Source organism: Kineococcus esterisolvens, from assembly GCF_050871405.1.
Taxonomy (GTDB): Bacteria; Actinomycetota; Actinomycetes; order Actinomycetales; family Kineococcaceae; genus Kineococcus.
On sequence record NZ_JBJLRI010000038.1, the window covers coordinates 14,955 to 41,219 of the forward strand.

Below are 26,265 nucleotides of genomic sequence, written 5' to 3' on the forward strand. Positions count from 1 at the left end.
GGGGCGGGCGTCAGCGGGCCAGGACGCGGACGGCGGCGATGGCGACGTCGTCGTCGGTGCCCTCGGGCAGCATCCGGCGGATGAGCTCGTCGCACAGCTCCTCCAGCGGGGCGCCCGCCAGGTCCGCGACGGTGGCGCGCAGCTCCTGCAGGCGCTCCTCCATGGGGCGGTCGCGCCGCTCCACCAGCCCGTCGGTGTACAGCAGCACCGTCGAGCCCAGCGCCAGCTGCGCCTCGTGCTGCACCCGGTCGTGGTGCGCGCCCAGGCCGATGATGAGGCCGTCGCCCTCCAGCTCGCTCACCGAGCCGTCCGGGGCGGCGACCACCGGCGGCAGGTGCCCGGCGGTGCACCAGCGGATCCCGCGGTGCCCGGGCGTGGAGCGCGCGTCCAGCTGCAGCACCACCGCGGTGGCCAGCGTGGTGACGCCCAGCCCCTCGAGCAGGTGGTCCAGCCGGTGCAGCACCTCGCGCGGCGCGGCGGAGCGGTCGTAGGCCAGCGCCCGGACCAGCGTGCGCAGCTGCCCCATGGAGGCGGCGGCGGACACGTCGTGCCCCATGACGTCGCCGATGACGACGGTCGTGGAGCCGTCCGGCTGGGCGAAGGCGTCGTACCAGTCGCCGCCGACCTGCGCGGCCTCGGCGGCCGGGATGTACCGGGTGGCGACCTCCAGGCCCGGGGCGTCGGTGGGCGGGGTGAGCAGGCTGCGCTGCAGCGTCTCGGAGGAGCGCCGCTGCTGCGCGTACAGCCGGGCGTTCTCGAGCGCCACGCCGGCGCGGGCGCCGAGGTCGGAGGCGGTCTGCAGGTCGTCCGCGGTGTACGGGGGGCGGTCGGGGCCGCTGAGCAGGGTCAGCGCGCCCGTGACCTGCCCCCGCGCGCGCAGCGGCACCACGACGGCGCTGCCCAGGCCGAGGCGGCGCAGGAGCGCGGTGGTCTCCGGGTCCGCGACGCCGCGCTCCAGGTCGGCGTCGGTGACCCGCACGAGGGTGGGGCCGAGCCGGCCGTGCAGCACGCGCATCGACACGGACGTGTCCAGCAGGGCGGTCTGCATCTGCGCGAAGCGCTCGGCGTCGGCGGCCCGCTCGGGGCGGGCGTGGGCGGCGCGGACGTGGCGGGTGCGGCCGGTGGCGTCCAGGACGGTCGCGAACGCCCACTCGGCGAACCGGGGCACCACCAGGGACGGCAGCATGTCCTGCGCGGCGTCGGGGTCCAGCACGGCGGACAGCTCGTCGGCGACCTCGGAGAGGAACTCCAGGCGCCGGCGGGCGTCGCGGGCGATGGCCAGGGCGGCGTCGCGCTCGCGCTCGGCCTGCACGCGCAGCGTCACGTCGGACTGGACGCCGACGTGGTGGGTGACGCGGCCGGCGGCGTCGCGCACGGGGGAGATGACGACCTCGTTCCAGAAGGCCGTGCCGTCCTTGCGGTAGTTCAGCAGCAGCTCGGAGACGGTCTCCCCGGAGCGCAGCGCCCTGCCGATGCGGCGCACGGCCGCCCGGTCGGTCTGGGGCCCCTGCAGGAACCGGCAGTTGGTGCCCAGGACGTCGCGGCCGTAGCCGGTGACCTTCTCGAAGGCGGGGTTCACCCACACCAGGGGGTTGTCGGGCTGGTTGGGGTCGGAGATCGTGAAGGACAGGTCGCTGGCGAGCACGGCGCGGCTGTGCAGCTGCTCGGCGGACTCGCGGGCGCCGTCGACGAGCGCCTTCTCGCGCAGCGGCAGCAGCACCACCAGCGCCAGGGAGTTCAGCTCCTGCACGGGGGCGTCGTTCAGCGGCAGCCCCACCACCCACAGCGCCTCGCGGGGGTGCGACATGTCCGAGCCGCGGGCGGCGCTGATGCGCTCGCCCTGGACGGGCTCGCCGCGGGCGATGCGGGAGAGGGGGCTGGCGGGCTCGCCGGTGCAGGGGTCGGACAGCTCGGACCCGTCGGAGGCCTGCAGGCCGGCGATGCGCGACCACTCGTCCACGGGGCACGGCAGGTGCACGTCGGGGGCGATCTGCTCGGCGAGGGGGTTGGCGAAGAGGACGGCGCCGTCGGTGACGCGCACCAGCAGCACCGCACCCGGCTGACCGTGCACGACGCTCGGCATGGCTTCGGCCGCGGCGTCGTTCGCGAACGCGGCACGGGTCCCGTCCATCCCGTCGAGCCTAACCGCAGCGGGCGCGGACCGCCCGGCCGGAGGCGCACCGTAGCCCCTGATGGGCTATGCGTCACTTCGTCGTCTCGGGCGTGTCCGTGCCGGGAGGTGCTGCGGGCGCGCGGCAGGGCTGGCGGCGGGGCTACCCGCCGGGCGGGCCCGCCGCCCCGCCGGCCGGCTGGGCGACCGCGGCCCTGCCCTCGCTCGCGCCCTCGCTGCCGCCCTCGCTCCCGGGGGCGGACCGGCGGGTGCGCTTGTCGGTGTACATGCGCCGGTCGGCGGCGTCGAGCAGGTCGGACAGGTCGGGCGGCCCGTCGGTGCCCGGGCCCGCGGTGACGGCGCCGAGGGAGGCGCCGACGGCGGCGGTGATGCCGCAGGGCAGGTCGGCGGGGGCCGTGACGGCGTCGCGCAGGCGCTGCAGCAGGGCGGTGGTGGCGGGGTCGTCGGCGCCGCCGGTGTGCAGGAGGACGACGAACTCGTCGCCGCCGAGGCGGGCGAGGACGCCGTGCTCGCCGACGACGCCGGCGGCGCGCTCGACGACCGTGCGCAGGAGCTCGTCGCCGGCGTGGTGGCCGAAGGTGTCGTTGACGGCCTTGAAGCCGTCGAGGTCGAACAGGGCGAGGGTCCAGCCGGGCCCGGGACCGGCCGTGACGTGCCGGTGGTAGTGGGCGGCGAGGCCGCGGCGGCTGTGGGCGCCGGTGAGGTCGTCGCGGCCCGCGGCGTCGGCGGCGACCTGGGCGAGCTGGGCGCGGCGGGCCTGCAGCGCGGCGTGCAGCACCGACAGGGCCAGGGCTGCCGCGGCCGTGCCGAGGGTCGTCGCGGCCGGTCCGGGCGCGCTCCCGGGCTGGGTGGCGGCGGTGAGCCGGGCGGCGGCGAGGGCGCTGACGGCCAGCGGCGCCACGACCTGCACGCCGACGGTGACGGCGAGCACCAGCCGGGGCCTGGTGCGGCCCCCGGCGCGCGGCAGGGGCCCGCCGCCGGGCGGGGGCGGGGCCCCGGCGGTGAGGTGGGTCACCAGTACGGTGAGGACCCCGGTGGCGATGAGGGCGATGCCGGCGCTGCCGGTGAGGACGTCCTCCCGCAGCAGGCTGAGGACGAGGACGGCGTCGCCGAGCACGAGGCTGCAGACCCCCGCCGCGGTGAGCAGGAGGACGCGGGTGGCGCCGCGGTCGGGGCGCGGCGTGGTCCAGGCGGCACCGGTGACGGCGCCGAGGGCCGTGGCGGCGACCGCGACGTCGAAGAAGCAGAACAGCGAGTAGGAGCGGCCGTCGTCCACGAGGGCGCCGGCGGGGGTGGCGAGCAGGACGAGGGCGGCGACGCTGACGGTGACCTGGGCCTGCGCGACGCCGCGCCGCCACGTCCAGCGGCGCCCGCCCGTGACGGGGGTCGTGAGGGCGAGCATGCCCAGCGGTGCGGCGTAGCGGACGACCTCGAGGGTCATGGTGAGGCCGGGCTCGAACTCACCGGCGGCGAGGCTGAGGCCGGTGGGGTCCACGGTGAGCAGCCAGTAGGCGTCGCCGACGGCGGTCAGGGCCCAGTAGCCGGCGAGCAGGGACAGGACCTGGCGGCCGCGGCGGGTGGGGGCCAGCAGCGCCGCCGTGGTGAGCGCCCCGACGGCCAGGACCTCGGCGGCGATGACGGGGGTCTGCAGCGCGCCGTCGTAGCCGGCGATCAGGGCGGCGAGGGCGACGACGAGGACGGCGGTCAGCGCCGCGCAGGCCCGCCGGGCGCGCGTCGCGCTGCGCGTCCGGGGTGCTCCCTCGCCCTGGTGCACCGGCCCTCCCGCGTTCGTGCGTCTCGGGGTCGATCATCCCCGCCCGCGCGGGTGTCTGTGAACGTTTTACCGAACAGGTGGTGCTCTGTTCATCACTCAGCGTCGCAAACGGGTGGTGACCCGATCACCGCAGCGGTCGGCACCCGCACGGTCCTTGCCGTGCACGGCCCCCGCCGCGGACCCTTCGGGGGTGAGCTCGAACGTCCGGACGGGGGCCGAGGCCCGCGGCCTGGCCCGCCCCACCGTGGTGGGCTGGCTGGAGGAGATCGCCGGCGTCGTCGGCCCGCAGCAGGCGCTGCTGGCCTGGTCGCGCGCCACCCGCGCCACGGGCCTGCACGGGATGGCGCTGACCCCCGAGCAGATGCGGGTGGTGGGGCAGCGCCTCGCCGACGACGCCACGGACCCGCGCCTGCGACTGGCGGTGCGCAGCTGCCTGCTGCGGCTGCGGGTGCACGGCGCGCTGGACACGACGGGAGGGGCGCGGCGGTGACCGGGCAGCACGAGGAGCACGGGCAGCACGAGCAGCACGAGGGGGTCGCCGGCGTCCCGGCGGGCGAGGGCTCGCCGGAGTGGTACGCCTGGATGGCGCAGCGGCTCACGACGGCCGGGCCGGTCGGTGACGACCCCCTCTTCGACCACGACCGCCTCGACGCCGTGGCCGCGCTGCGCGCCGACGACGTCGAGCACGTGCAGCCCCTCGTCGCCGACCTCCTCGCGCACGCCGCCGACCAGGCCGGCGCCCCGCTGGCCATGCTGAACGTCGTCCTCACCGGCGTGCAGGTCATCGCCGGCGCCCACGGCCTGAGCGGCTGGATGGCCGAGGCGCGCGCCACGCCCGCGGAGTGGTCCCTGTGCGCGCGGGTCGTGCGCTCCGGTGCCGAGCTCGTCGTGCCCGACATGGCCGCCGACCCCACCACCAGCGACAACCCGCTGACCACGGTGGACGGGCTGCGCACCTACGCCGGGGTGCCGGTGCGCACCCGCGACGGGCGGGTCCTGGGGTCGGTGTGCGTCATGGGCCCCGAGGCGCGCGTGTTCTCCGAGGGGGACCTGGCGGCGCTGCGGGACGCGGCGGCGCTGGCCGCTGCCCGGCTGGAGGACGCGGACGGCGCCTGAGCCCGCCCGGGGTCGCCTTCCCGGGGGCGCCGTGGTGCGGACGCCGGCCGCCGCACCACCCGGCTCCCTGCGCACCGCACCCCGCCCCACCTCACCCCGCCGCCCGGGCGTGGAGCCGGCCGGAGGACCGGGACGGTCAGGCCCCCGGCGCGACGAGCCGCGGCACCGGGTAGGTGCGGGCCAGCTGCTCGGGCAGGTCGGTGCACGGCACGGCGGGGGAGTAGAGCCAGCCCTGCCCGAGGGGGGCGTTCATGGCGCGGCAGGCGTCGGCCTGCTCCTCGGTCTCGACGCCTTCGACGACGACGCTGAGGCCGAGGCGGGTGGCGAGGTCGACGACGCAGGTGACGATGGAGCGGCCGTGGCCGGCGTGGGTGAGGGAGCTGGTGAGGGACCGGTCGATCTTGAGGACGTGGACGGGGAGCCGGTCGAGGTAGCCGAAGGCCGAGTAGCCGGTGCCGAAGTCGTCGATGGCGATGGTGCAGCCGAGGCCGGCGAGCTCGGTGACGACGCGCTCGGCGGGGGAGTCGGCGTCGAGGAAGACGGACTCGGTGAGCTCGAGGGTCAGCAGGTGCGCGGGGACGCGGTGCCGGGTGAGGACGTCGTGGACGGTGTCGGTGAACCCGGGTGACTGCAGCTGCACGACGGAGACGTTGACGGTGAGGCCGGCGCCGGCGCGGAAGACGCCGGCGTCGGCGGCCCGGCGGACGGCGCTGCGCAGGACGTGCTCGCCGAGGGCGACGACGAGGTTGGACTCCTCGGCGACGGCGATGAACTCGGCGGGGTTGATGCGGCCGAGGAGGGGGTCCTCCCAGCGGGCGAGGGCTTCGAACTTCTCCACGCGGCCGGTGCGGAACGACACGATCGGCTGGTAGTGGACGTCGACGCTGCCGTGGCGGACGGCGCTGGTGAGCTGTTCGCGCAGGAGGCTGCGGCGGGCGTGGGCGGCGGCGACGGCGCCGGAGTACGTGGAGGTGTGGCCCGGGCCGGCGAGGCGGGCGTCGCGCAGGGCGATGTCGGCGTGCAGGAGCGCGGTCATGGGGTCGCCGGGTTCGTCGCCGGGGCGCGGGGCGGGGCTGGGGGCGACGCCGGCGACGGCGCTGAGGGGGAAGCGGCCGGCTCCGGGGACCGTGGCGGGCACGTCGGCGACGCCGTCGACGAGGGCGCGCGCGAGGTGCAGGGCCTCGTCGGTGCCACCGGGCAGGAGGACGGCGATCTCGTCCCCCGCGGTGCGGTGGGCGGTGGCGCCCCGGTCGTCGGCGGTGCGGCGGACCTGGTCGGCGGCGGCGCGGATGACGGCGTCGCCGGTGGCGACGCCGAGGACGTCGTTGACGTCGTCGAGGCCGACGAGCTTGAGCAGCACGAGGCTGTGGTCGCGGTCGGGGCCGGTGAGGGCGTGGTGGAGGGCGGCGCGGTTGCCGAGGCCGGTGAGGTCGTCGTGCAACGCCTGGAAGGTGAGGCGGGCGGTGCTGCGGTCGACGGCGCGGGCGGTGACGACGTGCCGGGCGGTGAAGGCGAGCAGCACCCACAGGTAGAGGCCGAAGAGGACGGGGTCGAGCCGGGGGGAGACCACCATGAGCGCGATGTCGCAGAACAGCACGGGCCCCGGCACGAGGGAGGCGATCTCCACGCGGCGGGCGGCGCGGGCGGAGGAGACGCCGGAGTGGCGGGCCGCGGTGGTGGGGGCGCCGATGGCGGCGGTGAACCCGGCGAGGAGCGCGACGGTGATCGCGACGTGGGTGGTGTGCTCGCCGGGGGCGACGGCGGCGACGGCGGTGGCGGCGGTCATGACGCCGGTGGCGACGGCGGTGCGCCGCAGCCGGGTGTGCTCGATGCCGAGGGCGGTGGCGGTGCCGAGGTGGGAGGACGCCGCGAGGACGAGCAGGAGGGTGGTGGCGTGCCAGGCGGTGTCGCCGTGCAGGCCGCCGCGGTTGACCACTTCCCAGCCGGCGACGGCGAGGGCGCTGCCGAGCACGAGGGCGTCGTGCAGGAGCGGGGGGTCGTCGCTGCCGGAGCGGGCGGCGAGGACGTGCTGCACGCCGAGGCCGAGCATCCCGAGGATCGCGGCGGTGAGCGCGAGGTGGGTCAGGCGCACCGGGCCGAGGGTGGCGTGGGGCCACAGGCCGGCGACGGTGACGCCGGCGCCCCAGAGGGTGGAGGCGACGCCGTAGCTGAGGGTCTGCAGGTGCCCGCGGGCCCACCGCACGAGGAACGGCACGGCGGCGCCGAGGAGGGCGACGACGCCGACGGCGGTGGTGAGGTGGTCGGCGGCCTGCCAGCGGGCGTGGACGAGGGGTGCGAGGGCGAGCAGCGGCAGCGCGAGGAGTGCCGCGAGCGCCGCGCGGGCGCGCGGGGTCGCGGTGGCTGCTGCTGTCACGGGGGGTGCATCGGCGTGCCGGGGGCGGGGCTTGACGGCCTCCCAGGGGTCTCGCTCCGGGAGGTCTCGGCGGGGGTCACCCGCAGGGGCCAGGGGGCGGGGGTTCGTGCGGGGTGGCGACATCCCCCGTCCGGACCAGTCCTGGAGGGTCTGCAGGGGCCAGCGAGACGGGTGAGGCATCTCGTTACCAAAATGTGACCAAACCCGTCTCAGGGTAAAACCGCAGGTCACAGCGCGTGTTGGCCTGATCACGCAGGGGGCGAGTCACAGAAGCCCCATCACTCCCCGTGTTGCCATCGTGACTCTCGTGTACGTTCATGCTTGTCACCAGGTAACTCCGCTGAGTAGTGGGGGAGCTGGCGGCAGCAGGCTCGCACTGAGCCGGCCCCCGTGGGGGGGAACATCACTTCACAACTGCCTTGGAGGCAATCGTGACCGCAGCAACCTCCCGGTTGCGCCGGCGTGGTATCGGGGCCGGCGTCGCGGCTCTCGTCGGTCTGACGGGTGTCGGCCTGACCGCTGCCCCCGCGTTCGCCGCTCCCAGCTTCGAGATCACTCGTCCCGCTCAGACCGGCGACCGCTTCGAGACCGCCGCCAGCGTCGCGCTGGCCGCGTTCCCGAACGGTGCCGAGAACGTCATCATCGCCAACGGCGACAACGCGGTGGACGCGCTGGCCGCTTCCGTGCTGGCCGGGACCGACATCCCGATCCTGTACGTGACGACCAACGAGATCCCGGCCGCCACCCAGGCCGCTCTCACCCAGCTCGACCCGTCGGCCTCCTGGATCGTCGGCGGCACCGCCGCCGTGTCCGCGACCGTCGAGGGCGACCTGCCCGGCGCCATCGAGCGCCTGGACGGCGCCACCCGCTACGCGACCGCCGCCAACATCGCGCAGGCCGTCGTGGACAACGCCACCCAGGCCCCCACCACGGCGTTCCTCGCCCGCGGTGACGACTTCGCCGACGCCCTGGCGATCGCCCCCGCCGCCGCGAAGTCCGGCACCCCGGTCCTGCTGACCGAGACCGGCTCCCTCAACCCGGCCGCCGCCGACTTCCTGGCCGACAACGGCATCACCAACGTCACCGTCCTCGGTGGCACCGCCGCCGTGTCCGAGGCCGTGGTGGACCAGCTCGAGGCCGCCGGCGTCACCGTCGAGCGCATCCGCGGCGCGAACCGCCAGGCGACCGCCGTCGCGGTCGCTCAGGACCCGGACTTCGCGTTCTCCAACACCGGCGTCGCGCTGGTCAACGGCTGGCGCCCGGTCGACGCCCTCCCGGCGTCGGTGTGGGCCGCGCAGCAGAACTTCCCGATCATCCTCACCGCCGGTGCCGAGCTCGGCACTGAGGCGGAGGACTACCTGACCGCCAATGAGGCCACGCTGGTCACCGGACTCGCCGTCGGTGGTACCGGGGTCATCCCGAACACCGTGGTCCAGGCCGCCGAGCAGGCGGGCGGCAAGGTGGAGGCTCCGGCCACCAACCAGACCTTGGTCGTCACGCCGAACGACGCTGTGACCCTCACTGCGGTCTCGGAGAGCGGCTCTACTCCGACTGCGGATGACCGTCAGTACACGGTGACCGGTCTGACTGCGGACACTGCCTACGTGGTCAAGCTCGTCCCCACGGAGAACGTCACGGACACGTCGGGGCAGATCAGCTTCGCCGACGACGACGAGAACGGCGTCGCGGACAGCGATGCGGTGACCAGCACCATCAGCGTTCTCAACGGTGCCGCGACGACCAACACCGCCTCGCAGTACCGCACGGTCCCGGTCAACGGCAGCATCACCTTCACGGTGGATGCCGGCAACGACTTCGAGAACCTCACCCCGGTGGTGTACGTCGCGCAGTCGGCGAGCACCAACTTCAACCTTCCGCTGGACGCGAACGACGCCCCGACCGTGCCGTTCGGCATCGGTGGCGGCATTCAGGTCCTGCCCATCGCCGGTACGAACGGTGCCCCGGCGACTGGTGAGGTCCTTGGCGCAGACAAGGGTGCCGACTGGATCGCCACGGACGCGGGCACCTACCGCTACGACAGCAACGACCGGTTCTACGTGGTGGACGCCGGTGGGACGGATGCCGCCGCCACCGACGAGGTGTCGCTGACCGACTTCGAGAACGTGTTGACCGCCACTGGTGGTGACTCGCTCATCGCAGGAAGCACCGAGACGAGCATCTACCTCACCAACACCGCGCTGCAGTCCCGGTTCATCCTGGTCAACGACGCGCCGGTCGCCCCGGCGCTCACCGACCCGGCTGACGCGACGGCTTCGGTCGACGCCTCGAACACCTCCGCCGTGGTCTCGGTGGACGAGGACTCCGTCATCGACGGTGCGACGGTGAACGTCTACGTCGCGGCGGCGGGTGCGGGTTTCGAGGACGCGGAGCTCGCTGCCTCTTCCACCACGGATGCGGACGCGGACGCGGTCGACTTCCAGCTCAACGTCAGCGGCCTGACCGCTGAGACGACCTACGAGGTCTACCTCACCCAGACCGTCGGCTCGGAGGAGTCCTCTCCGAACCAGACCACCGCTGGTCTGGGTACGTCCTTCGTGACCACGGAGGCGCCGGACACCGCTCTCACGGCGACGTCTGCCTCCATCACTGGTGACGTGAACAACGGCGTCGGTACGTCGACGACCTTCGCGGTGACCTTCAGCAAGGCACTGGTAACGCCTACGGGCGCTGACGCCTCGGGCATTACGGTGACGCCGGCCGGTCAGTCGGACTACGTGATCGCGGTGGACGCCCTTGTCGTCAGCGCGAGCTCCGACAACAGGACGGTCACGTTCACCCTGGCCGATGCGCTGCAGGACGCGCCGACGGACGTCACCTACACGGTGCGCATTCCCGCCGGTACTTTCTCGACCGCAGATGGTCCGAACGCGTCGCTCACTGCCACCTTCCAGTACTGAGCTTCCCGGTACTGACAGGTCGTTGACCGAGGGCCCCAGTCGCATCGCGGCTGGGGCCCTCCCCGTTTCCCCGTGGATGTTGCCGCACATGTGTGGTCACTGCTTGGACCTCTCGTAGCTACTGTTCCGCTCGATCCCGTGATCACCGGTCATTGCCGAAGCTCCGGATGACGAGGGCGGACCGCCAGTTCATCCGCAACCGGGGGCGCTGGCGAAGTACGATCGCTGCGGTGTGCGTGGCGGGTGGGATACTGGGAACGGTGCAGGGGGTGGCCACCGCCACATCGCCGGAGAACACCACCTGGGCGGCGCAGGGCAGATTCTCGGCTCCGACGCGCCGGTGAACACCTACGACCGCACCGGTGGTGGCCCGCTCGACACCGTGGGCGCTCCGCAGGCGGTCGTCGCTCCCGGGGGACTTGCCACCGTCAGCGGCACGACCACCCGGGTGGAACTGGGCGAGGTCGAGGGCGCGGAGTTCTTCGCCACGTACCTCCGGGCGGGTACCGGACTGGTGGGGCTGACCGGTCCCCGGGCCGAGGAGCTGGTGCCGGACACCGACGTGCTGCTCACCGTGACCGCGTCCTCGCGCGCCGACGCCCTGGAGGTCGTGGCCGTCACCGCCACGGCCGGCGCGTCCTTCACGGGTGACGCCCCGGTAGTCGCAGCGGGCACCGTGCACCACGTCACCGTCGCGTTGGTGGCTCCCGAGGGCTTCGCTGTGGGAATCACCACCGAGGGACAGGGGCGTGCGGCCATCCAGAAGACGTCGGACTACTGGTCGTCGCAGGCCGACTGGCAGATCTCCTTCGTCGTCGACGAGGTCGCCCCGCGGCGCCAGTCCACCGTGAGCTGCTCCACCATGGGTGACCTGTGGAACGACGCGTCCAATACCACCGGATTCGCCTACTTGAACGCGTCACACCTGGTTGTCATCGCTCCGCCCGCGGTCTGGGCCTGGGCACCTCGGATCGTTGAACTCCTACGGCGCGGTCACCGTCACCGACGCCGCCCAGTCCATCCTCGCCCACGAGCTGGGTCACAACCTGCGCCTGGGCCACTCAAAGTACGTCTCGGGCATCGGTGGGTGCTCGTGCGGCGCTGCGCACGACGGGTGCAGGTAGACCTCCCCGGCGGTGCACGCCGAGTACGGCGACATGTTCGACGTCATGGGTTACTCCGAAGCGCAGAACGTCATCCTCTCGGTTCCGGCGCTGACCAGCCTCGCTTGCGTCGACCGCACGTATGGACTGGTCGTGGGTACCAACTGGCCTGATGCGCTTGTCGACTCCGCGGTGACCGGCTTGGTCGGTGGACCGTTCCTCCTCATCACCGGTGAGGACCTGCAGTCGGTCGTGCGGCCCGCTGTAGTGTCGCTCGCCAGGATCAAGCCGGTGAGCACCAGTTGCGTGCTCGGCGGGGTCAAGTCCGCGCCGTAGTCAGCGTTCGCCGCAGGCGTCCCTTGTCGTGGACTGACGGGGCTGTCTGCGATGGTTGAGGGGGTCCCGGACCCCACCGCCGGCGAAGTGATGCAGCTCGAACGCCGTTCGCCCCTGGTCGGTTTGCCGGTGCTGGCCTCCTGCCGACCCCTCGATCGACGGGAAACTTCATCAAGCGCGTCGATAGGTGGCGAGTGGATCAGGGGAGTCGTGTGACTTCCCCAGTGAGCCTTTTCCATCCCGCTGAGGAGCGGGATCGCAGCGGCCATGAGCGAAGCCCCTGGTAGGACGGGGATTGTCGAGATCGTCCGCACCACCAGGGGCTCCGCATGCTGTCTTACCCGTCCGGCCTGCCTGTGTCCACCTGCGCCCTGACCTTGCTGGCCGATGCGCTGCGCCGGCGCCGGGAGCGCATCGGCTCGCCCTGGCGGAAGCTGTCGCCGGGACGGCAGGCGCTGCTGGTGCTGGCGCACCTGCGCAAAGGTGAGCGCTACGCAGACCTGGCCGCCGGCTTCAGGGTTGGGATCGCCACCGTGCACCGCTACGTGCACGAGGCCCTGGCCGTGCTGGCGGCGATGACGCCCACCTTGCAGCACGCGGTGTCGATGGCAGCGGCCAAGGCCTACGTCGTTCTGGATGGCACCTTGCTGTGCATCGACCGTGTCGCCATGGCCGCCAAGGGCGACCGCATCTACTACTCCGGCAAGCACAAGACGCACGGCCTCAACGTGCAGACCCTCGCAGATCCAGCAGGGCGGCTGATCTGGGCCTCACCGGCACTGCCAGGTTCTCGCCACGACATCGGCTGCGCCCGCGAGCACGGCCTGCTCGCCGCGCTGGCCGGCACCGGAGTGCCGGTGCTGGCCGATCGTGGTTACCAGGGCGCGGGCCGCACCTGCCCCGAGGTTCGAGTGCCGCAACGCTCACGCCGCAGGGACCCGGTTACTGGCACCTTCCGGCCGCTGTCGGCGAACCAGCGTGCGGCGGGCCGCGCCTACGCCGCGCTGCGGGCACCGGGTGAGCGGGCCAACGCCCAGCTGAAGAGCTGGCGGGTGCTGCGCAAGATCCGCTCCAGCCCCTCACGGGCGAGCGACCTCGTCGCCGCGGTGCAGGCCCTCATCCTCGCCGGCTGACCAGGATGGAAAAGGCTCAGTGTCGGTCTCTGACGTTTCCCGAGCGTACGTAGCCACCAGAGCCAGGGGGCGTGCCACCCTGGCCCTGCGGCCCTGGTGCTCAGAGTCGTCGAACTCCTGAAAAGCTGGCGCGAGTCGTGCCAGTGTGGTGCCGCCGCGTCCCCACGGGGCGCGGCTGCCCCTGTCCCCGCGTCGGACGGACCACCGTGCCCCACCGCACTGCTCCCCGCCCCACCGCGTTCCTGCTCGGCGGGCTGGCCACCACCGCCCTGACCGCCGTCGTCCTCGGTGCCGCCCCCGCACCCTCGGCCGCCGCGCCGCCGGAGACCCTCACCGTCGCCTGCCCGCCCGGCCTGCCCGTCGAGCACCCCGGGTGCGGGCGCACCTACCCCGGCGCCGACGCCGCGAACGGAACCCTGGAACTGCGCGGCGCCGACCGGTGGGCCACCGCCGTCGAGGCCGCCCGCACCGGTTTCCCCGATGCCGACGTCGCCGTCCTCGTCAACGGTGAGGACGCGCACCTCGTGGACGCCCTCACCGCCGCGCCCCTCGCGCGGCGCCTCGCCGCCCCCGTCCTGCTCACCACCCGCGACGCGCTGCCCGCCGTCGCCGCCGAGCACCTGCGCACCCGGGGCATCAGCACCGTCCTCGTCGTCGGCGGGGCCGCCGCCGTCGCCCCCGTCGTCCTGGCGCAGCTCGCCGCCGCCGGCGTCACGGACGTCGGGCGCGTCGAGGGCGCCGACCGCTACGCCACCTCCCGCGCCGTCGCGGCCCTCCAGCCCGGCGCCGAGCACGCCTGGGTGGCTTCCGGGGCCGACGCCCACCTCGTCGACGCCCTCGCCGCTGGCGGCCCCGCCGCCCGCCTCGCCGAACCCCTCGTCCTCGCCCCGACCACCGGTGACGCCCGCGCCACCGCCGACCAGCTGCGGGACGCCGGGGTCACCTCCACCACCGTCGTGGGGGGCACCGCCGCCGTCGGGGACGCGGTCGCCGCGCAGTTCCCCGCCGCCACCCGCGTGCGCGGGGGCGACCGGTGGACCACCGCCGCCGCCGTGGCCGCCGACGCCGTGCTCCGCGGCGTCAGCCGCACCGACCTGCTCGTCACCAGCGGCGACGACGCGCACCTCGTCGACGCGCTCGCCACCGCCCCCCTCGGCCGCGCCACCCTCCTCACCGGTTCCGGTGGCGCCGGCACCGACCTCGTGCGCGCCTGGCTCGCCGCCGGCAGCGACCGCACCACGTTCGTCGGGGCGGCCGCCGCCGACCTGGTCTGCTGGGACGCCACCGCCGCCTGCACCCGCGTCACCTCCACCGACGTCGACGGCGACGGCGCCACCGACGACGTCGCCCTCGCCGGCGCGCAGGACGCCACCACCCGCCAGGTGCGGGTGCGGGTCCGCGGCGACGTCACCACCCTCGACGTCCCCGACGGCGACCACCCGCCCACCGCGAACTGGGTCGGCGCCACCGCCCTCGACGACCGCCCCGGCGCCGAACTCGTCGTCCTCACCGGCGTCGGCGCCCACGCCGAGCAGAACGCGGTGCTCACCTGGCGCGACGGCACCCTGCACGCCGCGCCCGCCCCCGACGGCAGCCGGGAGTGGTTCGTCGACGCCTCCTACGCCCTCAACCGCGGCATCACCTGCGAGGAACCCGGCAACATCACCGTCCGCACCACCGACTGGGCCGACACCGGCGGTGACCAGCTCATCGGCACCGCGGAGAACCACGTCGCCAGGGACGGCGCCTGGACGGCCAGCGGGGCCGCCTCCGCAGAACTCCTGACCCCCGGGGACGTGCCCGACGCCTACGCCGGGTGGCACTGCCCCGGCCTGCCCCGCTTCGGCAGCTGACCCCCGCCCGCCGCCGCCGGCGCCGGTGCGGCGGACCGGCTGCTGAACCTCAGCGGCAGGCGAACGTCTGCACCCGCGCCATGATCAGCGGGTTCCCGTCCGCGTCGGGCACCGGCAGTTCCGTCTGCGGCCAGTACGTCCGCGGGAACGCCAGCCAGCCGTAGGCGCGCTGGAAGGACCCCTGGCGGGCCAGGGACTGCGGGTCGTCCGGGTCGACGCGCGCACCGAGCCCGGTGAACGCCTCGTAGGTCGCCTCCGGGATGGACGCGGTGCGCGTGGCGGCGGGATCGCTCGGCCAGGTCGCCACGCACGTCCCGTCCCGGGCTCCGAAGTCGCGGGTCAGCAACGCCACGCGCACCGCCCAGTGGTCCGGGTGCTCGTACTCGGCGTAGCGGGAGTCGCCCTCGCACGGGTGCCCGGTGCAGGTGCCCTCGGCGGCCCGGTTCGCGCCCGCGTCGGGAGCGTCGTTCGCGTACGAGGCGCCGATCACCCGCCGCAGCGGCAGGTCGGGCAGCCGTCCGCCGCGCAGGGCGAGGACGGCCTCGACGGACTCGACGACCCCGTCCGCGGTCAGCTCGCCGTCGCCGCCGTCGACGGCGACGCGGGCCCCGTCCTCGGACGTCCACACCTGCGCCGGCCGGCCGGCCACCTGCGCCGTGGAAGCGGTCACGTCCCCCAGCACCGGCAGGTGCGGGCCGGTCCCGGCGGCGGCGTCCAGGAAGGCGTTCCAGCTGCCGGTGCGGGCCTCCTTGCACGAGTCGGTGCCCGGCCCCTGCGGCGGGGGAGCGGGGGCGCTCTCCCCCCACGCGCTCTGCGTGCTGCGCTCCGCCTCGGCGGGCGCGCAGTTCGCGGTCGCCTCGCCCAGCGTCAGCGTCACGAAGACCGTGTAGGCGCCCGGCTCCTCCGCGAGCAGGGACCACGCCTCCAGCTCGTCGTCCGGGTGCGGAGCCACCACGAGGTCCAGCGCCTCGGCGGCCGCCGCCGCCGGGGACGGCTCCGTCGCGGCGGGGGTGCAGGCCGTCAGCAGCGCCGCCACGACCGTCGCCGCGGCTCCCGTGAGGATCACCCGGCGCGACACCGCGACATCATGTCACCGCGCGTGAACCGGCCGTCCGCGTCGGCTGGCACAGTGGCCGGGTGAGCGGACCGGTCCAGCAGAGCGCCCCGGCGGCGCAGCGCCCGGCGGCGGAACCGCGCAAGCGGATCGCCAGCCTGGACGTGGTGCGCGGGCTCATGCTGTGCGTGAGCGTCTCGGTGAACTCCCTGCTGCTCACCCCCGCGTGGTTCGACCACGCCGAGTGGACCGGGGTGAACGGGCTCGACCTCGTCTTCCCCGTGTTCGTCGTCCTCACCGGCTGCGGGCTCGGGTTCGCGATGCACCGGCGCACCGACGTGCGCGGCCTCGCCCGCCGCGTCCTCGTGCTCGTCGCCGTCGGGCTGCTCTACAACGCGGTCGTCACGGCCACCTGGGAGTGGAGCACGTGGCGGTTCACCGGCGTGCTGCAGCTGTACGCCGGGGTCGTCGTCGTCGTCGCGCTCGGGCACCTGCTCACCCGCACCGCCCGCGGCTGGTCCCTGGTCACCGTCCTCCTGGCGGCCGCCCACACCGCCGTGGTCGCCGCCTACGGCGCCACCTGCCCCGGTGGGGAACTCACGCGGGGGTGCAACCCCTCCGGGGCCGTCGACCCCGCCGTCTTCGGCGCCGCGCACACCTACTGGGAAGGCGCCGCCGGGCACGACCCCGAAGGCCTCGTGGCGATCCTCGGCGCGTGCGTCAGCGCCGCGGCCGGCGCCTGCATCGGGCACCTGCTCCTCGCCGTCCGGGCCCGCGGCGGCGGCCCCCGCCGCGCCGCCCGCCCCGTCCTCGCCGCGGCGGCCGCGTTCACCGCCCTCGCCTGGCTCACCGCCACGGTGCCCGGCCTCGTCGCGGGGGTGGACGTGCCCGCGATGAAACGGCTGTGGACCGCGCCGTTCGCGCTGACCGTCACCGCCGCGGTGGCCGTCGCCCTGCTGGCCGGGCACCTGCTGCTGGACTCGGCGCGCACCCCCGCCGCGCTGCGCCGCGCCGTCTGGCCCCTGGAGGCGCTCGGGCGCAACAGCCTGCTCGTCTACTTCGGCTCGCACGTGGTGATGGCGCTGCTCGTGCACGACGTCGACGCCGAGGGCCGCACCCTCGCCCAGCGGATCGCCGGTGCCGTCGCCGTGGGCGGGAACGAACAGGTCGGCTTCACCGTGCTGGTGCTCGTCGCGTGGACGGTGCTGGCCGCCGTGCTGCACCACCGGCGGATCTACCTGCGCCCCTGACGCCGTTCCGAGTGCTGCCGCGGCGCCCCTTCCTCACGTGAGGGGGCGCACGGGCAGCAGGCCGCTCACAGCGCGCGCCAGGAACTGGTCATCGGTGACCAGGGTGGCCCCGTGGGCCAGCGCCGTCGCAGCGATCACGAGGTCGGCGAACCGCTTGCGGGGTTTCCGACCCTGGGTGGCAGTGGCGGTCGCGACCCGGTGGTAGTGGAAGGCGACGCGGGCGTCGACGGTGAGCGGGACGTAGTGGCCCATCAGGAACGACAACGTCTGCTGGCGCTCGTCGTCGGCGGGGTTCGCCGCCAGCCCTCCGCGCACCTCCATCTCGGTCACGATCGAGATCGCGGCCGCGTCGTCGTCGCGGACGCCGGGGAAGGAGGTGCCGGGGGGTGCCTGCGCCAGGGTGATGACGGCGTTCGTGTCCAGGAGCAGGTTGGTCACGGCGTGCGTTCCCCCGGCGCGCTTCCGGCCTGCACCTGCCGGTGGCGTTCGAAGGGGTCGACGACGCCGTCGTCGACGTGCTCGTCCAGGTCGGCGCGGAGGCGATCGGCGAGGCCGGGTCGCAGGTGGGACAGGGCGCCGACGACCTCTCCGACGGGCACCCAGGTCTGCGGGCCAGCCGGTCGCGGCGGGCTGTAGGGGCTGATGGTGGCCACGGGACGCCCCTCGATGGTCACGGTGAAGGTCTCGCCGTCCTGCACCTCCCGCATGATCTGCGCGTAGTGGTTGCGGACGTCGCGCACGGGCACGGTCTTCACGTCGACGAGCGTAGCCCAGTCTGCTACGGCTGCGTGCATCGCCGTGCTGCACCACCGGCGCGCCCACCTGCGCCCTCGACGATCCGTCCTCGCTCGTTCCCCGGTGCACCGCACCGCCCGCTGCCACACCGACCGGGCACCGCGACCACCCAGGAGACACCCATGCGCCGCCCGGCTCTGCTCACCCTCGTCCTCACCGCCGCCCTCGGAGCGGCCACGGCCGTCCCGGCGCAGGCTGCCGACGAACGGGTCTTCGGTCAGGACCGCTACGGCACGGCCGCTGCCGTCTCCGCGCAGTTCGAGGGCAACGCCTACACCGCCGTCTACCTGGCGACCGGCGAGAACTTCCCCGACGCCCTCGCCGCCGGTGCTGCTCACCGGCCGCTACACGGTCCCGCAGGCCACCCTCGACGAGCTGGAGCGGCTCGGCACCAGCACCACCCACCTGATCGGCGGGACGGCGTCCGTCAGCACCGCCGTCGCCGTCGGGCAGCGCTTCTTCCCCGGCAGCACCGCCGCCGTCCTCGCCGTGGGCGAGAACTACCCCGACGCGCTCGCCGCCGGCCCGTTCGCCGCGAACATCGCCGCCCCGCTGCTGCTCACCGGGTCCGGCGCCACCCCGCAGGCCACGCGGGCTGAGCTGGATCGTCGCGGCACCAGCGAACGGTTCCACGTGGGCGCCGCCCACCCCTCTTGAACGCTCGCGCGGAAGCCCCGCGCGGCATCCAGCGGCGTGGTGCAGGTCACCCGGCCGGGCCCGTCGTCCGGCTCAAGACCCGGCGCCGCCGTGCCGAAGAGGCGCCCGTGACGCGTCGACGCCCGGCCCCCCGCACCCTGGCCCGCGCGGTCGTCCTCTCCCTGGCGCTGACCGGCGCGGGCGCCGCCACCGCACCGGCCCACGCCCGCTCCGCGGGTGACCTCGCCGCGCTGCCCGCGCCGGTGCGGGCCGAGATGAGCGCGTCGCAGGAAGCCGCCTTCGGGGAGCTGACCACCGGCACCGGCCCGCGGGTCGAGGTGTCGGTCGCGACGAGCGAGGGCCCCCGCGCCGTGACGGTGAGCGCGAGCGACGCCGCCGGGGCCGCCGGGGTGATCGGCCTGCTCGACGGCCTCGACGTCGTCCTCGCCGCCGGGCCGGCGCAGACCGCGCGCATCGCTGACGCCGCTCCCGCGGCCTTCAGCCTCAGCACGGACTACACCCCGCACCAGTGGGGACCGCAGCGCGTCCACGCGCCGCAGGCCGTCGCCCGGCTCGGCGCTCCTCCCGGCGACGTCGTCGTGGCGGTGCTCGACACCGGGGTCGCCGAGCACCCCGACCTGCCGAACGTCCTGCCCGGCCGGAACTTCACCACCGACCCCGGCACCGAGCGCGCCGACGGCAACGGGCACGGCACCCACGTCGCCGGCACCATCGCCGCCACCGTCGGCAACGGCGGGGTCGACGGCGTCGCCGACGGCGTCCGCATCCTCCCGCTGAAGGTGCTCCCGGACTCCGGCAGCGGCGCCACGAGTGCCGTCGCCGACGCCATCACCCACGCCGCCAACGCCGGCGCCGACGTCGTCAACCTCAGCCTCACGTCCGCCAGCCCCAGCGTCGCCGTGCAGCAGGCCACGCAGTACGCGCGCGGCAAGGGCGTCGTCGTGGTCGCCGCCGCCGGGAACTCCGGCGCCACCGGCAACCCCGTGCTGCACCCCGCCGCCGACCCCGGCGTCATCGCCGTGGGGGCGAGCACCCGCACCGACCGGCGGGCCGGTTTCTCCCAGCACGGCGCGCAGGTCGACCTCGCCGCCCCCGGTGACGACATCGCCTCCACCTACAGCAAGGGCATCGGCTACGCGGCCATGAGCGGCACCTCGATGGCGGCCCCGCACGTGGCCGCGGTCGCCGCCCTCGTCGAGGCGGTGCACGGCTCGTTCACCCCCGACGAGGTCGAAGCGGTCCTGCTGGACTCCGCGGAGGACCTCGGCGCCCCGGGCCGCGACGACGAGTTCGGCCGCGGCCTCGTGCGCGCCGACCGGGCCGTCGAACTGGCCGCGGCCCGCGCCGGGGCGATCCTCACGACGCCGGCGCCGCCCCCGACGGCGACCGCCACCCCCACGGCGACGGCCACGGCGGTCCCCACCGCGACCCCCACGGTCACCGCCACGCCCGCCCCGACGGTCACCTCCACCCCCACGCGCCCGCCCTCGGCGCCCACGGCCGCGCCGACCACGGCACCCACCGCGACGCCCACGCGCACCGCGACGCGGAAGCCGACCGCCACGCGCACCACCACCCCGCGGGTGCCGGGTTCCCCGGTCCGCAACGCGGACGGTTCCACCACCTACACCGGCGTGGGCGGCCGCAGTTCCGTGGTCCGCGGCGCCATCCAGGACGCCTACGACGCCGCCGGTGCCGCTCGCTCGGCGATCGGCCTGCCCGACGGGGACGAGTTCGCCGTCCGCGACGGCGGCCGGGTGCAGCGCTTCGAGAACGGCCTCGTCTACTGGACCCCCCGCACCGGCGCGCACGTCGTCCGGGGTGCGGTGCGGGACCGCTACGCCGCCGAGGGCTGGGAGAACTCCTCGCTGGGGTACCCAACCAGCGAGGAGATCCCCCTCCGCGACGGGGGCGTGGTGCAGCGGTTCGAGGGCGGCCTCGTCTACTGGACGGCGGGCACCGGCGCGCAGGAGGTCGGTGGCGCCGTCCTCGACCTGTACGCCGCACGGGGGTGGGAGTGGTCCGTGCTGGGGTACCCCACCAGCGAGGAGATCCCCCTCCGCGACGGGGGCGTGGTGCAGCGGTTCCAGGGCGGTCTCGTCTACTGGACGCCCGCGCTCGGCGCCCACGAGGTCCACGGCGCCTTCGCCGGGTTCTACGCCGGGCAGGGCTGGGAACGCGGCGGCCTCGGGTACCCCCGCACGGGGGAGTACCCGGTGCCCGGCGGGGTGCGGCAGGACTACGAGGGCGGCTCCCTGGTGTGGGACGCCGCCGGTGGGAGGGTCACCCGGTCCTGACGTGCGGCGCCCCGGTCCGGGAGGCTGTTCCCCCGCCCGGGGGAACCGTGCCGTGTGACGATGGACGGGACGACCCCTGCCGCGCCCCGGCGGTGCCGGGGGCCGGTGATCAGCAGGAGGAGGACGGACAGTGCGGATCGTGCCCGGACGCTGGACCACCCGCGTCGCGCTGACCGTGGCCGGCGCCCTCTCCGTCAGCCTGCTCGGCGCGGTGGCCCCCGCGAGCACCGGCCTGCCCGCCCCCGCGCACGCCGCGACCTGCACCCCCTCCGGTGACATCGGTGCCCGCTGGCGCGCGATGGGCGCCGAGCGCTCCGTCGCGGGGTCGTGCACGGGCGCCGAGTCCGGTGTCGGCCGCGGTGGCCGGGCGCAGGCCTTCCAGGGCGCCACGTTCTACTGGTCGCCCGCCACGGGGGCGCACCCGGTGTTCGGGGCGATCCGGGAGGAGTGGGCCCGCACCGGCTGGGAGAACGGCCCCCTCGGCCTCCCGACGAGCGAGGAGTTCGCCGTCCGCGACGGCGGCCGGGTGCAGCGATTCGAGGGCGGCCTGGTGCTGTGGACGCCCGCGCTGGGTGCCCACGAGGTGCGCGGCGCCATCGGCGGCCGGTACGCCGCGCAGGGCTGGGAGAACGGTCCCCTGGGTTTCCCCGTCACCGGTGAGGTGCCGCTGGCCACCGACGGCGGCCGGTTGCAGACCTTCCAGGGCGGGGCCGTCTACTGGGTCGAGGGCATCGGCGCGAAGGTCGTGCGCGGCGCCGTCCAGGCGGCGTGGGGGCAGCGCGGCTGGGAGTCCGGGGCGCTGGGCTACCCGGTCTCCGACGAGCACGACGTGCCCGGGGGCAAGCGCGGCGACTTCCAGCGCGGGTACGTCACCTGGAACGCCTCCACCGGTGCCACCGAGGTCACGATCACCCACGACACCGGCCCGTGGTTGCGGCCCACCTCCTGGCACGCCCCTGTGCCCTCCTGCCGCCCGATCGAGGTCGGCTACAACGGCTCGCGCGTGAAACTGGTGCAGCGCCGCCTCGGCCTGCCCGCGTCCGAGGTCGAGTGGAACAAGGGCGCCACGACGACCGCGGTCCGCGACTTCCAGCGTTCCGCCCGCCTGCCCGTCACCGGCGTCGTGGACCGCACCACCTGGGAACGCCTCGGCATCCCCGAGGACTTCTGCATGGACGGCTGGCAGCACCCGGTCGAGGTCGCGCCGAACGCCGTCGCCGCCCAGCGCGTCGAGAAGGTGATCGAGGTCGCGCACCGCTACCTGGGCACCGAGTACGTCTGGGGCGGCGCCGGGCCCGTCGGCTACGGCACCGACTGCTCCGGCCTCGTGCTGCAGTCCCTCCTCGCAGCCGGCCTGTCGCCGCGGCCGGTGACCGTGGACAAGCACCCGCTGGCTGACTACCGCACCTCCGCGGAGCTGTACGCGCACGGCGGTCTGCGCCACCTGCCGCTGGCGCAGGCGCAGCGCGGCGACCTCGTCTTCTACACCTCCGACACCACCGGCCGGATCGTGCACGTCGCCATCGCCCTCGGCGGCGGGAAGATGATCGAGTCGCCCAACCAGCGCGGCGTCGTGCGGGTGGTGGACATCACCGCGAAGCGCGGTGCCGAGACGGTGGCCCCCACGGTGGTGCGCCCCTTCGGCTGAGGACGCCGCGCCCCGCCCTCTCACGGGACCCTCCGCCGGCGCTGAGCGGACGCACGGCGGAAACCGCGACGACTCACCCGATTTGCACAAGGCGTGAGACCCCCTGGACCCTGAGTGACGGCCTACGGGCCGGACAGGTGACGTCACGAAGCCGGGGAGACGACAGTGCTGACCAGGACGACGGGTACGGCGGACGCCGGCGAGACCCCCGACGGCGCGACGCGCGCCGCGGACGCACGAAACGGGTTCCGCAGACCCTCCGCGGTGCTGTCCCTCGCGGCCGCGGTGTGCCTCGTCGTCGCCGGCTGCGGCGGCTCCGACGACACCACCTCCGGCTCCACGGACACCGCCACCACGTCCGCCACCGCGTCCACCGGCGGCGCCGTGCAGGCCGTCGCCGACGCCGCCAACGCGTTCATCGCCAGCCTCGACGACGACCAGAAGGCCCTGGCCGTGCTCGAGATGACCGAGGAGAACGCCACCGCCTGGTCGAACCTGCCGTGCGGGCAGGACTGCCGCGGCGGTGTCGCGCTCGGCGACCTCAGCGAGGACCAGCAGGCGCTCGCCGAGGAGCTGCTGGAGGCGGCCACCGGCAGCGGCGAGGCCGGGTACCAGCAGATCGAGGAGATCCGCGCCGCCGACGACCACCTCAACGAGCTCCAGGAGAGCGGCCAGGGCGGCGGTCCCGGCAGCGGCACCATGCCCACGGGGATGCCCACGGGGATGCCCACGGGGATGCCCACGGGGATGCCCACCGGGATGCCCACCGACGGCACCATGCCCTCGGGCATGCCCACCGGCGGGGCGGTGCCGGGTGGCGGCGGCGGTGGCGGCGGGTACGGCAGCGGCCTGTACGACCTGGCGATCCTCGGCACCCCCGGCACCGACGGCACCTGGATCCTGCACTTCGGCGGGCACCACCTGGCCGTGAACTTCACCTACGCCGACGGCGAGGTCTCCGGCGCCAGCCCCTACTTCGTCGGCGTCGAACCCACCTCGTGGACCGCGGACGACGGCACCACCTACGCCCCCCTGCAGGAGATGGCCGACTCGGTGAGGGCCGCGACCGCGAGCCTCAGCGAGGAGGAGCTCGCGCAGGCGCAGCTGACGGAGACCTTCACCGACGTCCTCGTGGGCCCCGGCGAGGACGGGCAGTTCCCCGACACGCAGTCCGGCGTGAGGGTCGGTGACCTGACCGACGAGCAGAAGCAGCTCGTGCTGGCCGCCGTCCGGTCGTGGGTGGGCATCGTCGACGACGCCGTCGCCGAGGACCTCATGGCCACCTACGAGTCCGAGCTCGACGACACGTACGTCTCCTGGTCCGGAGGTACCGACCTCACCGAGCACGCGAACTACGTCCGCATCGACGGGCCCAGCGTGTGGATCGAGTTCGTCTGCCAGAACGGCATCGTCATCTCCGACCAGATCCACTACCACACCGTCTACCGCGACAAGGTCCGCGACTACGGCGGGGAGTTCTCCTCCTGATGCGCACGGCGGTCGAACCCGCGGCGCGTCCGCTGCCCGCGCTGCTCGCGGCGGTCCTGCTCGCCCTGGGGGCGCTGCTGGCGGGCGCTGCGCCCGCCTCCGCGCACCCCATGCCGAACACCCTCGTGCAGCTCGACGTCCACGAGGGCTCGATCACCGCGGGCCTGCAGGTGCCCGTCGACGACCTGGCCCTCGCCAGCGGTGTCGACCTGCGCGGCGAGGACGCCGAGAGCGTCCTCGCCGCGCGGCAGGACGAACTGCGCGGCTACCTCGCCGAGCACCTGACCACGACCACCCCCGACGGCACCCCGTGGGACGTGCGGGTGGGGGAGCTGTCCCTCGGCGACGCCGAGCAGACCTCCACCGGCACCTACCGGGAGGTCCTCGGCGACGCCGTCCTCACCCCGCCCGCCGGGGCGGACGTGCGGCGCTTCACCTTCGCCGCCGACGTCGTCGTCCACGAGGTCGTCACCGACTCGATCATCGTCACCGTGCGCACCGACTGGGCCGGCGGCCTCGTGACGGAGGAGGGCGCCACCGAGCAGATCGGCGTCATCGCCGCCGACAACTCCACCCTGGACGTCGTGCCCCTGCAGGTCGACCTGGAGGAGGGCAGCGCCTGGAAGGGTTCCACGGCGATGCTGCGCCTGGGCGCCGACCACATCCTCGCCGGCACCGACCACCTGCTGTTCCTGCTGACCCTGCTGCTGCCCGCCCCGCTGCTGGCCGCGCGCGGCCGGTGGGCCGCGCCCACCGGTGGCCGCCGCGCGGTGCGCCGCATCGCCGGGATCACCCTGGCGTTCACCGTCGGGCACTCCGCGACGCTGGCGATCAGCGCCCTGGGCCGGTTCACCCTGCCCACCGCGCCCATCGAGTCGTTCATCGCGCTGAGCATCCTCATCGGCGCCGTGCACGCCCTGCGCCCGCTGTTCCCCGGCCGCGAGGCGCTCGTCGCCGCGGTGTTCGGCCTCGTGCACGGGATGGCGTTCTCCTTCACCCTCGCCGAGCTGGAGCTGTCCACCGGGCAGCTGCTGCTGAGCCTGCTCGGGTTCAACCTCGGCATCGAGCTCATGCAGCTGCTCGTCGTCGCCCTCGTCCTGCCGTGCTTCGTGGTGCTGGCCCGCACCCGCTGGTACCGGCCGGTGCGGGTCGTCGGCGCCGTCTGCGCGGGCGTCGCCGCCGCCGGGTGGCTGCTGGACCGCCTCGGCGTCGCGAACGCGGTGGCGCGCGCCGCCGACAGCGCCGGCGCCTCCGGCTGGTGGGTCGTCGCCGGCCTGGCCGTCCTCGCCGCCCTCTCGACCCGGCTCGCCCCGCGCGTGCCCGCGGCGGGGGAGGGCGCCACGGACGCCGGCGCGTCCGGGCAGGAGGACCTGGCCGCGACCGCGCGGGGCTGACCCCGCTCGTCCCGGGGGGTCCGCGTGCCAGGGCCCTGCTCGAGGAGGGGGGCAGCGTCCCGGACATCGCGCAGCTCTTCGGGGTCACCCGGCAGTGGGTGTCGGCGCTCCCGGACGAGGGCGCACGCCAGCCCCGGCCCCGCCCCGGTCCCGGGCGGGAGTGAAGGTTCGCTCAAGCACCGTTGCGGCCGTGTCGATCCCCACTGCGTGCTCACCCGACTGCGCGACCTGAAGATCGCTTCCAAACTGTTCGCCGGTTTCGGCGTCGTGTGCCTGCTGCTGGCCGTGGTGGTCGGTGTGGGCATCTCCCGCCTGGAGAACTCGCAGGCCAATCTGAAGGCCCTGTCCACCAACGGGGTGGCGTCCGTGCAGGCCATCGGGCAGGCCAAGGCCGCCTTCCTGCAGCTGCGCGTGGACATCACCAGCGCCGCACTGCCCTCCACCCCTGAGCAGACCGCCACGCAGCTGCAGAACATGGCCGCCCACGACGAGGTCTACGACCAGGCCTGGCAGGACTACCTGGCCTCCTCGCCGACCGCCGGCGCCGAGGAGCGCGGGACGGTGGAGGAACTGCTCGTGCAGTACCGCACCACGCGCGAGGACCTCGTCAGCGCGGCGACGAACAAGGACATCGACGCCTACGTCGCCGCCCGTGACGCCAACGTCGCCCCCCTGGCCAGGCAGGTCAACGCGCAGCTCGACGCCCTGACCGGCATCGAGGTGCAGGCGGCCGCGGACATGGCCACCCGGGGTGCGTCCGACTTCCACACCGCGCTGGTGCTGCTGCTGGTCATCGGTGCGGCCGCCCTCGCGATCGCCGTCGCGGTGGCCGTGGTGGTGGCCCGTTCCATCGCCGGCCCGCTGGCGCGCACGTTGTCGGTGGTGCAGGGCCTGGCCGACGGGCGCCTGGACGCCCGCGTCGGCTGCAGCGGCACCGACGAGGT

General features: G+C 74.8%; 20 protein-coding genes and 1 pseudogene. 15 read left to right on the top strand and 6 right to left on the bottom strand.

Features of this window, described 5'->3' with window-relative positions:
- Positions 1-10 precede the first annotated feature (10 nt).
- Both ACRYR8_RS12865 and ACRYR8_RS12870 read right to left on the bottom strand, forming a co-directional pair.
- Positions 11-2,131, bottom strand: coding sequence for a PP2C family protein-serine/threonine phosphatase (locus ACRYR8_RS12865; protein WP_432484948.1), 2,121 nt, complete (start codon positions 2,129-2,131; stop codon positions 11-13).
- A gap of 142 nt (positions 2,132-2,273) precedes the next feature.
- The gene (locus ACRYR8_RS12870; protein WP_432484949.1) at positions 2,274-3,905 is read right to left on the bottom strand and encodes a GGDEF domain-containing protein; all 1,632 of its coding nucleotides are present in this window, start codon (positions 3,903-3,905) and stop codon (positions 2,274-2,276) included.
- Between the two features lie 190 nt (positions 3,906-4,095).
- Between ACRYR8_RS12870 and ACRYR8_RS12875 the strand changes: the two genes are divergently transcribed.
- Positions 4,096-4,395 (top strand): hypothetical protein, encoded by a 300-nt coding sequence (locus tag ACRYR8_RS12875; RefSeq protein WP_432484950.1) that lies wholly within the window; start codon positions 4,096-4,098, stop codon positions 4,393-4,395.
- Positions 4,392-5,021 carry a GAF domain-containing protein gene (locus ACRYR8_RS12880; RefSeq protein ID WP_432484951.1) on the top strand — a complete coding sequence of 210 codons (630 nt, stop codon included), beginning with the start codon at positions 4,392-4,394 and terminating at the stop codon, positions 5,019-5,021. Before ACRYR8_RS12875 ends, ACRYR8_RS12880 begins: the two co-directional genes overlap by 4 nt.
- Before the next feature lie 136 nt (positions 5,022-5,157).
- Here the strand turns inward: ACRYR8_RS12880 and ACRYR8_RS12885 are convergent, their stop codons facing one another.
- On the bottom strand, positions 5,158-7,395 hold the full coding sequence (locus tag ACRYR8_RS12885; RefSeq protein ID WP_432484953.1) for a putative bifunctional diguanylate cyclase/phosphodiesterase: 2,238 nt from the start codon (positions 7,393-7,395) through the stop codon (positions 5,158-5,160).
- 431 nt (positions 7,396-7,826) lie between these two features.
- On the opposite strand from ACRYR8_RS12885, the gene ACRYR8_RS12890 reads away from it, so the two are divergent.
- The 5 genes from ACRYR8_RS12890 (at position 7,827) to ACRYR8_RS12910 (ending at position 14,738) form a co-directional block, all read left to right on the top strand.
- A complete protein-coding gene (locus tag ACRYR8_RS12890) occupies positions 7,827-10,313 on the top strand; it encodes a cell wall-binding repeat-containing protein (RefSeq protein WP_432484955.1) in 2,487 nt (828 codons plus the stop codon).
- A gap of 974 nt (positions 10,314-11,287) precedes the next feature.
- Entirely contained in the window at positions 11,288-11,437 is a 150-nt protein-coding gene (locus ACRYR8_RS12895) for a hypothetical protein (RefSeq protein ID WP_432484957.1), read from the top strand.
- Positions 11,438-11,449: 12 nt separating this feature from the next.
- Positions 11,450-11,752, top strand: a complete 303-nt coding sequence (locus tag ACRYR8_RS12900) for a hypothetical protein (protein ID WP_432484959.1) — start codon at positions 11,450-11,452, stop codon at positions 11,750-11,752.
- Positions 11,753-12,081: 329 nt separating this feature from the next.
- Positions 12,082-12,885, top strand: coding sequence for a transposase family protein (locus ACRYR8_RS12905; protein WP_432484961.1), 804 nt, complete (start codon positions 12,082-12,084; stop codon positions 12,883-12,885).
- Between the two features lie 206 nt (positions 12,886-13,091).
- A complete protein-coding gene (locus tag ACRYR8_RS12910) occupies positions 13,092-14,738 on the top strand; it encodes a cell wall-binding repeat-containing protein (RefSeq protein WP_432484963.1) in 1,647 nt (548 codons plus the stop codon).
- Positions 14,739-14,787: 49 nt separating this feature from the next.
- On the opposite strand, the gene ACRYR8_RS12915 is transcribed toward ACRYR8_RS12910, so the two are convergent.
- Positions 14,788-15,816, bottom strand: a complete 1,029-nt coding sequence (locus ACRYR8_RS12915) for a hypothetical protein (RefSeq protein WP_432484964.1) — start codon at positions 15,814-15,816, stop codon at positions 14,788-14,790.
- Between the two features lie 59 nt (positions 15,817-15,875).
- Between ACRYR8_RS12915 and ACRYR8_RS12920 the strand changes: the two genes are divergently transcribed.
- Positions 15,876-17,042, top strand: coding sequence for a heparan-alpha-glucosaminide N-acetyltransferase domain-containing protein (locus ACRYR8_RS12920; protein WP_432484965.1), 1,167 nt, complete (start codon positions 15,876-15,878; stop codon positions 17,040-17,042).
- Between the two features lie 33 nt (positions 17,043-17,075).
- Here ACRYR8_RS12920 and ACRYR8_RS12925 read toward each other — a convergent pair whose 3' ends face one another.
- Together ACRYR8_RS12925 and ACRYR8_RS12930 are read right to left on the bottom strand one after the other, a co-directional pair.
- A complete protein-coding gene (locus tag ACRYR8_RS12925; protein WP_432484966.1) occupies positions 17,076-17,480 on the bottom strand; it encodes a type II toxin-antitoxin system VapC family toxin in 405 nt (134 codons plus the stop codon).
- Entirely contained in the window at positions 17,477-17,797 is a 321-nt protein-coding gene (locus ACRYR8_RS12930; protein ID WP_432484967.1) for a type II toxin-antitoxin system Phd/YefM family antitoxin, read from the bottom strand. The genes ACRYR8_RS12925 and ACRYR8_RS12930 overlap by 4 nt, the downstream gene beginning before the upstream one ends.
- Before the next feature lie 162 nt (positions 17,798-17,959).
- Here ACRYR8_RS12930 and ACRYR8_RS12935 point away from each other — a divergent pair.
- From ACRYR8_RS12935 to ACRYR8_RS12965, 7 genes and pseudogenes are all read left to right on the top strand, one after another.
- Positions 17,960-18,094 (top strand): annotated as a pseudogene (locus ACRYR8_RS12935) (cell wall-binding repeat-containing protein); the annotation flags it as partial.
- Between the two features lie 70 nt (positions 18,095-18,164).
- Complete coding sequence (locus ACRYR8_RS12940; protein ID WP_432484968.1) at positions 18,165-18,494, top strand: cell wall-binding repeat-containing protein; 330 nt, start codon at positions 18,165-18,167, stop codon at positions 18,492-18,494.
- A gap of 107 nt (positions 18,495-18,601) precedes the next feature.
- Entirely contained in the window at positions 18,602-20,791 is a 2,190-nt protein-coding gene (locus ACRYR8_RS12945) for a S8 family serine peptidase (RefSeq protein ID WP_432484969.1), read from the top strand.
- Positions 20,792-20,930: 139 nt separating this feature from the next.
- Positions 20,931-22,439 carry an NlpC/P60 family protein gene (locus ACRYR8_RS12950; protein WP_432484970.1) on the top strand — a complete coding sequence of 503 codons (1,509 nt, stop codon included), beginning with the start codon at positions 20,931-20,933 and terminating at the stop codon, positions 22,437-22,439.
- A 264-nt stretch (positions 22,440-22,703) separates the two neighbouring features.
- A complete protein-coding gene (locus ACRYR8_RS12955; RefSeq protein WP_432484971.1) occupies positions 22,704-23,927 on the top strand; it encodes a DUF3500 domain-containing protein in 1,224 nt (407 codons plus the stop codon).
- Positions 23,927-25,321 carry a HupE/UreJ family protein gene (locus ACRYR8_RS12960; RefSeq protein WP_432484972.1) on the top strand — a complete coding sequence of 465 codons (1,395 nt, stop codon included), beginning with the start codon at positions 23,927-23,929 and terminating at the stop codon, positions 25,319-25,321. The genes ACRYR8_RS12955 and ACRYR8_RS12960 overlap by 1 nt, the downstream gene beginning before the upstream one ends.
- Before the next feature lie 207 nt (positions 25,322-25,528).
- Positions 25,529-26,265 (top strand): MCP four helix bundle domain-containing protein (locus tag ACRYR8_RS12965; protein WP_432484973.1); only part of this gene is annotated, 737 nt, incomplete at its 3' end.

Coding starts and splice junctions, on each gene's coding strand:
- ACRYR8_RS12960 (WP_432484972.1), top strand. CDS start 23,927: ATGCGCACGGCGGTCGAACCCGCGGCGCGTCCGCTGCCCGCGCTGCTC.
- ACRYR8_RS12905 (WP_432484961.1), top strand. CDS start 12,082: ATGCTGTCTTACCCGTCCGGCCTGCCTGTGTCCACCTGCGCCCTGACC.
- ACRYR8_RS12865 (WP_432484948.1), bottom strand. CDS start 2,131: ATGGACGGGACCCGTGCCGCGTTCGCGAACGACGCCGCGGCCGAAGCC.